Here is an 8,798-nt window from a genome sequence, read left to right as displayed (position 1 = left end):
AAAGATTTCATTCTAGCATTGGCTATAAAAAGCCCATGAATGTTTATTTAGAGGCATTGAAAAATGCTGCTTAATAATAGGAAGCAAAATTCTCAAAATTTTGTCTTGATTTTTCAGTCCACTATACTATTTCTCAATTAGCCTGTTTTAAAGCATCTTTTCTTTCTAAAGCTTGCAATTGTTCTTCTGTTAGAATTATACCTTCCTGCGCAACTTTTACTTCTAGCGCCTTAAGCCTTTTTCTAAATGTCTCAAGATCATGCCTCTTCCATACGTTCCTTACTCCTCCAGCTGAGATGATAATCCCCTTCTTTTTTAGTTCGTTCATCGCTCTTTCCTGACCATATGCTGGATATTCTATTGCCATCTCCACACATGCTTGTTCCACGCTCTCGGCTACTCTATTCTTTATATTTGGCACATTTCTACTTAACTCCCTTAGCCCCTCTTCTCCGTTCTTTTCATACATTTCCTTAAACCTATAAAATGTGTCTCGGCTATATCCCATAGCCTTGCATGCTGATGACACATTACCCAGCTGCTTTGCCAACTCTAATAATCCCAATTTTGGTTTTATTATTTTCTTTTCTATATTATTCATTTTGACACCTATATTTTATTTTATATTAATGTTTTTTAAGGTGTCTGTCAGCTGATATCTTAACTATTACAGAAAAACAGTCTTGAGATGCCTAATATGACAAGTACTGGTTATTATGAAGTATTACTGTGTAACGCTTAGTATTATCTATTTCAATTATTGTCAAATACTAATTAGTATATATGATAAAAACTTTTTCCTTTATATATAAAATTTCGATTTTACGTTTCTAGATAAGTTTTTCACAAGCTTTTTTGATTCTTTTGCAGGCTTCTAGAAGATTTTGATCTGAAGTTGCGTATGAAATTCTAAAAAAGTTTTCGGCACCAAAAGCGATTCCAGGAACAACAGCTACCAAAACTTCCTCGAGTAAATATTGTGCAAAATCGGTACAATTTTTTATTTGCATACCAGAAGGAGTTTTTCTACCAATCAGTTCTTCGCAACTAGGAAAGATATAAAACGCCCCATCAGGAATATCAGTTTGAATACCAGATATCTTATTTAGTTTTTCGATTACTAGGTCACGCCTTTCTTTGAAAATTAATTTGCTTTTTTCTATAAATTCATAAGAATTTTCACTTAAAGCTTCTACTGATGCATATTGGCTAATAGAACAGGGGTTTGATGTACTTTGAGATTGAATTTTTGCCACTGCTTTGATTACATCTTTATCACCTGCAGCATAGCCAATTCTCCAACCTGTCATAGAGTAGGCTTTTGATACACCATTAACAACAAACGTTCTATTTTTGAGCTCATCATTAATATTTGCAATATTTATGTATTGATAATTTTGATATCTAATATGCTCATATATATCATCTGAAATGATGTATATATTTGGGTAATTATTTAAAACATCACCTAAGGCTTTTAATTCATTTTCTGAATAACATGCCCCAGTTGGGTTGCTCGGCGAATTTAAAATTAACAACTTTGTTCTATTTGTTATGTTTTTTCTCAAAACCTCAGGTGTAAGTTTAAAATTTTCACTTCTAAAAGTTTTTGCAATTACTGGCTTGCCACCATTTATTAATACCATATCAGGATAGGATACCCAATATGGTGCTGGTATAATAACTTCATCATCTGGGTTTATGGTTGCAACTATAATATTGTATATTACATGCTTGGCTCCACATCCTACAGTAATCTGATCTGGGTTATAATTTAGTTTGTTTTCTTTTTGAAATTTATTTATAATTGATTTTTTTAATTCTGGAATACCGTCTACGGGCGTGTATTTTGTTTTTCCGGACTTAATAGCAACATAGGCTGCTTGTTTTACATTTTCTGGAGTATCAAAATCAGGCTCACCGGCTCCTAAACCAATTATATCTTTACCTTCCGCCTTAAGTGCCTTTGCTTTCATTGTAACGGCAAGTGTAGGGGAAGGTTTAATTAATTTTAGCTTTTCTGATATTAAATTTGCTTTTAAGTCCATTTTTTACTCGTGAATAATTCTACCAAGTTTTTACTAACTATACACTACACTCTACAAAATTTTAGAAAAATTTAAAGCAAAGAGTTTGTTCGTGCTAAAAAACTTTATTAAAAATTGGATACCCTGCTCGGCATTTCAATATTTTTCAAATATTATATCTAGATTTTAGCATATAATCTGGTATATTTCATTGCAGAACAATACCAAGGGTCATGCGAAGTAAAAAAAACTTGTACATTAAGACATATGGTTGCCAGATGAATGTTTATGATTCATTGAAGATGGAAAATTTGCTAAAACCTCATGGCTTCTCATTAATTCATGATGAAAAAAATGCAGATTTAATAATTTTAAACACATGCCATATAAGGGAAAAGGCATCAGAAAAAGTATATTCTGAATTAGGTAAGATCGAAAAAAATAATTTAGGAGCGAAGCCAACTGTTGTCGTTGCAGGGTGTACAGCTCAAGCAGAAGGTGAGCAGATTTTTAAAAGAGCCAAAAATGTTGATATAGTTGTTGGCCCACAATCATATCATAATTTGCCCAAGTTATTGGAGAAATTTAAAAGACAAGAAAAATGGGTGATCGATTTGGATTTTGATGAAGAAAGTAAATTTGATGAAATCAACCTTCCAGAGAATCCAAGACATTCCTCTTTTTTAACAATACAAGAGGGTTGTGATAAATTTTGCCATTTTTGTTGTGTACCATATACTAGAGGCAAAGAGTATTCTAGGAAAATACCCGATATTTACAGAGAGGCAATAGGCCTTATTTCAAAAGGAGTAAAGGAGATTACTTTATTGGGACAAAATGTAAGTGCGTTTCATGGCATTGATCAAGACGATACCATAAGAAATTTAGGGTGGTTTATAAAGAAAATCTGTGAAATTGATGGATTGAAAAGAGTAAGATATACTACATCACATCCAAAAGACATGATAAACGATGAGTTATTTATAGCTCATGCAGAGGAAGAAAAACTCATGCCATTTTTGCATTTACCAGTACAATCGGGCTCAGATAAAGTACTGAAAAGTATGAATAGAGATCATACTAGAGATTTTTATTTTCAGATTATTGATAAATTTAGAAAGCATAGGCCAGACATTGCTTTTTCTTCTGATTTTATTGTTGGATATCCAGGAGAAAGCGATAAAGATTTTGAAGACACTTTAGATTTAGTTAAACAAGTTGGCTATGCACAGTGTTACTCATTCAAATACAGTCCAAGACCAGGTACGCCTGCATCAATGGTTGAAGATCAAGTTCCGGAAGAAGTTAAATCTGCAAGGCTAGCAATTTTACAGGATTTATTAAGAAGTCAGCAATTAGAATTTAACAAACAATTTATAGGGAAAGATATGGATGTCATGTTTGATAAAGCAGGAAAGTATAGCAGGCAAATAATTGGAAAATCGCCCTATTTGCAATCTGTTATTGTTGAAACAGATGATAGTATTATAGGAGAGATAAAGAAGGTGCATATTACTGAAGCTGGGTTAAACAGCTTAATTGGAGAAATAAAAGATTAATAAAATACTGTGGTTACAAAAAATTGATGTAAACACTATCATAAATTATTATTCAAAATTACATAACTATTAAAAAAAATGACAGAAAATTTTAATCACATAAAAATTGAGAAGAAATGGCAAAAAATTTGGGATAATTCTCAATTATATAAAACGGATGAAAGTAGTGATAAAGAAAAATATTATGTTTTAGAAATGTTTTTATACCCATCTGGAAATATCCATGTGGGACATGTGAGAAATTATGCAATTGGAGATGCAATTGCTAGATATAAAAAGGCTCAAGGGTTCAACATTTTACACCCTATGGGTTGGGATGCTTTTGGATTGCCAGCAGAGAATGCTGCTATTCAACATAAATTGCATCCGAATGATTGGACCATAAAAAATATTGAGGGAATGAAAGCGCAATTAAATTCACTTGGCTTTTCCTATGACTGGAGCAGGGAAATAAACACTTCTCAACCTGATTATTATAAACATGAACAAGCAATGTTTATTGATTTTTTAGATGCGGGTTTGGCTTATCAAAAAGAATCTATAGTAAATTGGGACCCTATTGATTGCACAGTTTTAGCAAATGAACAAGTTGTTGATGGTAAGGGCTGGAGATCAGGAGCAAAAATTCAGAAGAAAAAATTAAAACAATGGTTTTTAAAAATAACCAAATATGCTGATGAGTTACTTAATGATTTGGATAATTTACCAAATTGGCCTGATAAGGTGAAAATTATGCAAAAAAATTGGATTGGAAAATCAAGTGGAGCAGAGATTAATTTCAAAGTTCATAATCTAAATGAGAGCATTTTAGTTTTTTCAACAAGGCCAGAAACTATATTTGGTGCTACTTTTATTTGTATATCGCATGATCATGAGTTTGTAAAAAATATTCCAGATTCAGATGAAAAAACACAATTTATAAACCAATGTAAATCAGATTCTGAATCAGGAAGTATCGATGAATGTATTGAAAAATTGGGCTTTTTTACAGAGTATTATGTGGATCATCCATACATTAAAGGTAAAAAATTGCCAATGTTTATAGCAAATTATGTAATATCAGATTATGGCACTGGAGCTGTATTTGGTTGCCCAGCTCACGACGAAAGAGATTATGAATTTGCAATAAAATATGATTTAGAAATTTTACAAGTATTAGCTAATACAAACAATTTAGAAATATTGCTACCATATACCGACACTTTGGGTAAAATTATTAATTCTGATTTTTTAGATAATTTAACCACAGAAGATGCAAAAATAAAAATATTAGAAAAATTAAAATTAGATAATATAGGCAAAACGAAAATCACGTTCAGACTAAAGGATTGGGGTATATCTAGGCAAAGATATTGGGGTTGTCCTATTCCAACTATATATTGTAAAAACTGTGGTGTTATTCCAGAGTTAAAAGAACATTTGCCCATTAGCTTACCTCAAGATATATCATTTAAAAATAAGGGCAATCCTCTCGATAATCATCCAACATGGAAAAATGTAAAGTGCCACAAATGTGGCGGTGATGCAAATAGAGAAACAGATACATTTGATACTTTTTTTGAATCATCTTGGTATTTTGCTAGATTTTGTAGTCTTGAAAAACAAATAGCATTTGATAAAAAAATTGTGGAAAAATGGTTGCCAGTAAATCAATATATCGGGGGAATTGAGCATGCAATTTTGCACTTATTATATGCTCGCTTCTTTACCAAGGCTTTGAGGGATTGTAAATACTTTGACATTGATGAGCCATTTGTAGGGCTATTAACGCAAGGGATGATTTGTCATAAAACGTTTAAAGACGCCAGTAATAATTGGCTAAGCCCAGATCAAGTTTTTAAAAAGGATGATAAATGGATTATAAAGGGTAGTAATGAAGTTGCACAGGATGGACGTATTGAAAAAATGAGTAAATCTAAAAAAAATACCATAGATCCAAGTGATATTATAAAAAAATACGGTGCGGATTCTGTAAGATTATTTCTTCTTTCTGATTCTCCACCAACTAGAGATCTAGAATGGTCTGATGAAGGTATTGAGGGAAGTTATAGATATTTAAATTCTCTTTATAAATTTGTTCAAAATTTTGTTATTAATAAAAGAGAAGACTCTAATATAGATGGTGAAAAGGAAAGTAAATTTAAAAAATTTCTCCATCAAATCATTCATTCAGTAACGTTGAATTTGGAAAATTTTACTTTTAATAAAGCAATAGCTGAAATTAGAAAATTAACTAATGAGCTTTTTGCTAATAATTATTCTAATGATATTACAGAAGAGTCCTTAATTATTTTGATCAAAATGTTATCAATTTTTACTCCTCATATTGCTGAAGAATTATATTCAATGCTTGGAAAAAATAGTAGTGTTTATGTTGATCATTGGCCAGTTGCAAATCAAAATTTACTAATAAATGAATTAGTAAAAGTAACAATTCAGATTAATGGAAAAACAAGAGCATTTATAGATCTACCACTTGATTGTGAAAAAGAAGATGCATTAAACAAGGTAAAATCAATCAAAACACTTGATAAATATTTATTTAATGTCAGTATTAAAAAATTAATATATATTAAAAATAGAATAATTAATTTCGTGGTTTAAGTGGGGATGCATAAATTAACTACTCTTATTATAGCTTTGTGTGCTGTCAATTCATTTGTGGATTTTTCGTTTTCTGAGCAGAGTACAGACGAAAATCATAAAAAAAGTGCAACTGAGCTGAAGCAACAAATCGATGATATGCAACAACAACAAATAGATAAGTTGCAACAATACATTTTTAATCTTCAAGATCTAAAAAATAAACCTAATGTTGTGACTACACTCCAAGATGATGAGCTTGCAGAACAGGTGAAATTGCTCAGAAAGGAAATGGAATATGTAATAAAAGAATTGAAATCTATAAGAAATGATTTAGATAACAAAGTTCAAAATTTGGGTGATAAGTTAAATAATCTAGAAAGTGAAATTGATGAACAAAATAATAATAAACAGATTTTAAATTTGATTGATTCTCAATTAGATAGCCCAGTAGGTGCAAATTCTAATTCTGATAATAAATTTGAGGATGCTCAAGCTTCAAAAAAGGAAACCGATGAATATCAGACTATAGTAAAGTCATTAAAAAATAAAAATTTTGACGCTACAATTTTAGAATTTAAGAAATTTATAAAAACATATCCCAATAGTGTCTTAAACTCAAATGTATATTTTTATTTAGGGGAAATCCAGTATCAAAGAAAAAATTACACTGCAGCTGCGGTTAATTATCTAAAAGGCTTTCAATTTGATCGGGGGGCAAGAACGCTAAATAATTTAACAATGCTAGCAAAAAGCCTTTCAAAGATTGGAAGCTATGACAAAGCTTGCAAAGTTGCTCATTACATTCATAGCAATTATCGTGATGAACAATTTTTGATAAAGCAAACACTAAGTGAGGTGGAAAATACAGCAAAGTGTAAGGCAAGATATTAATTGACTCTCAAGCTAATATATTGAATTTTTACTAAAGTAATGAAGCGCTATTTTCATCAATAATTTTCTTTAATTCATGCAAAGTATTGTTATTATCTAGGTTTTTATCAAGCTCAGGTAATATTTTAAATGTCATAGTACCAGGATATTTAAACCATGAATTTTTTGGCCAAAATAGACCTGAATTAAGTGCGATAGGAATAATTGGTGTCTTTGGAAATTTCTTTTTTATTGCTAAAATACCTGCATGGTATTCAACTGATTCAAGTGGCATAACCCTGGTGCCTTCTGGAAATATGATAATGCTTCTATTTTGATTTAAATTTTTCTCGCAATCTCGTAGCATTTGCTTTAAAGCAGAGATTCCACCTTTTCTATCAATTGCTATCATCCCCATATGTTTCAAAAACCACCCATAAAATGGTATTTTTAATAACTCTTTTTTTATAACATAAACTGGAAATTTTAAATATTGCTGAAAAAAAGCCGTTTCTAAAGCAGATTGATGCTTGCAAGCAATGATGTAAGGTGATTTTGGTAAATTATGGGCTCCCTGAACTTCAATTTTAATATCACAAATTATTCTTAAAGCAAATATTGTAATATATGACCAACTAATTCCTAAAGCAGACATAATTTTTGGATTTTTAAAAAATATTAATGGCGATAGCAATGTTGAAATAAAAATAGTCCAAATAGGCAAAAAAATGTTAAAAATTAGAGACCTTATATGAATTGATATAGATTTAGATTTTTTCATACTCCTGCAGGTATTTTTTAGATTTTAATAAATCCTCCTTAGTATCAATGCTAATATTAGGGTCTTCCGTTATCACAACCTTAATCTTCATATTATTTTCCAAAGCTCTTAGTTGTTCTAACCTCTCATCTTTCTCTAACATCGATTGTGGTAAAGATATAAATTTACTAAGAGATATGGGTCTAAAGCCGTATATGCCAATATGTTTGAAATTTTCACTTAATTTAATTGAGTGCCTAGTAAAATATAATGCAATGTCTTGAGCAGTTTTTATCACTTTAACAATATTCATATCTTCAATTGCAATATTGTCATCATTATCAAGTCTAGTTGCTGCAGTTGCTATCTCTATATCGGCATTTTTGGTATCATTTAAAATATCGTTTACCTTGATAATTGTATTTGGGTTTACATGAGGCATGTCACCTTGAAGGTTAATAATATTATCAAATTTTTCTCCTAGATTTTGATACGCAGCATATACTCTATCTGTACCAGATGCAAGCTTGGGGTCCGTATGAACGTAGTTGAAATTATATGAACGAATTAGGTTTTCAAGCTCACCATCACATCCAGCAATCACGACTTTACCAATATTTGCTTTTACTGCTTGATTATGAACTCTGATAATCATAGGAGTGCCATCAATATCTATCAAGGGCTTTTTGGGTAGCCTAATTGCACCTAAACGTGCTGGTATAATAATGACAGTACTGTTACTTTTCATTTTAATTCTTAAATATATAATCAATTAATCATCTGATTATATACATCATTAACTATATTTTGTATATCCTGGGTATTAAGAATTTTTCTTTCTTTGTTAGTATTAAATTGTAATTTTACTATTAAAGGCCGTTGCATAAATGCAAAGCAAGGAAGATATGCAATAAATGGATTTAAAAAATTAGATTCATATAAAGAAGAACGATAAGTTTGGTATAAAAGCTGATAGAATAATAGGAATTCAAGAAA

The 8,798-nt window shown here is 30.6% G+C and carries 7 protein-coding genes and 1 pseudogene; 3 read left to right on the top strand and 5 right to left on the bottom strand.

From position 1 onward, the window contains the following. Positions 1–139: 139 nt before the first annotated feature. Positions 140–601 (bottom strand): annotated as a pseudogene (locus L8D11_RS02015) (helix-turn-helix domain-containing protein); the annotation flags it as partial. Positions 602–830: 229 nt separating this feature from the next. Further along, positions 831–2,048 carry a pyridoxal phosphate-dependent aminotransferase gene (locus tag L8D11_RS02010; RefSeq protein ID WP_236870009.1) on the bottom strand — a complete coding sequence of 406 codons (1,218 nt, stop codon included), beginning with the start codon at positions 2,046–2,048 and terminating at the stop codon, positions 831–833. A 212-nt stretch (positions 2,049–2,260) separates the two neighbouring features. On the opposite strand from L8D11_RS02010, the gene miaB reads away from it, so the two are divergent. From miaB to L8D11_RS01995, 3 genes are all read left to right on the top strand, one after another. Next, the gene (gene miaB / locus L8D11_RS02005) at positions 2,261–3,586 is read left to right on the top strand and encodes a tRNA (N6-isopentenyl adenosine(37)-C2)-methylthiotransferase MiaB (protein ID WP_236870008.1); all 1,326 of its coding nucleotides are present in this window, start codon (positions 2,261–2,263) and stop codon (positions 3,584–3,586) included. Between the two features lie 78 nt (positions 3,587–3,664). Further along, positions 3,665–6,190 carry a leucine--tRNA ligase gene (leuS, locus tag L8D11_RS02000; protein WP_236870007.1) on the top strand — a complete coding sequence of 842 codons (2,526 nt, stop codon included), beginning with the start codon at positions 3,665–3,667 and terminating at the stop codon, positions 6,188–6,190. A 6-nt stretch (positions 6,191–6,196) separates the two neighbouring features. Beyond that, the gene (locus L8D11_RS01995; RefSeq protein ID WP_236870006.1) at positions 6,197–7,063 is read left to right on the top strand and encodes a tol-pal system YbgF family protein; all 867 of its coding nucleotides are present in this window, start codon (positions 6,197–6,199) and stop codon (positions 7,061–7,063) included. A gap of 31 nt (positions 7,064–7,094) precedes the next feature. Here L8D11_RS01995 and L8D11_RS01990 read toward each other — a convergent pair whose 3' ends face one another. The 3 genes from L8D11_RS01990 to L8D11_RS01980 all read right to left on the bottom strand — a co-directional run. Continuing rightward, entirely contained in the window at positions 7,095–7,823 is a 729-nt protein-coding gene (locus L8D11_RS01990) for a lysophospholipid acyltransferase family protein (RefSeq protein WP_236870005.1), read from the bottom strand. Further along, positions 7,810–8,550, bottom strand: a complete 741-nt coding sequence (locus L8D11_RS01985; protein ID WP_236870004.1) for a 3-deoxy-manno-octulosonate cytidylyltransferase — start codon at positions 8,548–8,550, stop codon at positions 7,810–7,812. Before L8D11_RS01985 ends, L8D11_RS01990 begins: the two co-directional genes overlap by 14 nt. 20 nt (positions 8,551–8,570) lie before the next feature. After that, a partial coding sequence (locus L8D11_RS01980) for a hypothetical protein (RefSeq protein ID WP_236870003.1) occupies positions 8,571–8,798 on the bottom strand: 228 nt, incomplete at its 5' end.

The sequence above is a fragment of the Candidatus Bandiella numerosa genome (genome assembly GCF_021811875.1).
Lineage (GTDB): Bacteria > Pseudomonadota > Alphaproteobacteria > Rickettsiales > Midichloriaceae > Aquirickettsia > Aquirickettsia numerosa_A.
This window is presented reverse-complemented; position numbering and strand designations above follow the sequence as displayed.

Excerpts from the sequence above, each read along its gene's own strand:
- L8D11_RS02010 (WP_236870009.1), bottom strand. The coding sequence starts at position 2,048 with ATGGACTTAAAAGCAAATTTAATATCAGAAAAGCTAAAATTAATTAAA.
- miaB (WP_236870008.1), top strand. The coding sequence starts at position 2,261 with ATGCGAAGTAAAAAAAACTTGTACATTAAGACATATGGTTGCCAGATG.
- leuS (WP_236870007.1), top strand. The coding sequence starts at position 3,665 with ATGACAGAAAATTTTAATCACATAAAAATTGAGAAGAAATGGCAAAAA.
- L8D11_RS01995 (WP_236870006.1), top strand. The coding sequence starts at position 6,197 with ATGCATAAATTAACTACTCTTATTATAGCTTTGTGTGCTGTCAATTCA.
- L8D11_RS01990 (WP_236870005.1), bottom strand. The coding sequence starts at position 7,823 with ATGAAAAAATCTAAATCTATATCAATTCATATAAGGTCTCTAATTTTT.
- L8D11_RS01985 (WP_236870004.1), bottom strand. The coding sequence starts at position 8,550 with ATGAAAAGTAACAGTACTGTCATTATTATACCAGCACGTTTAGGTGCA.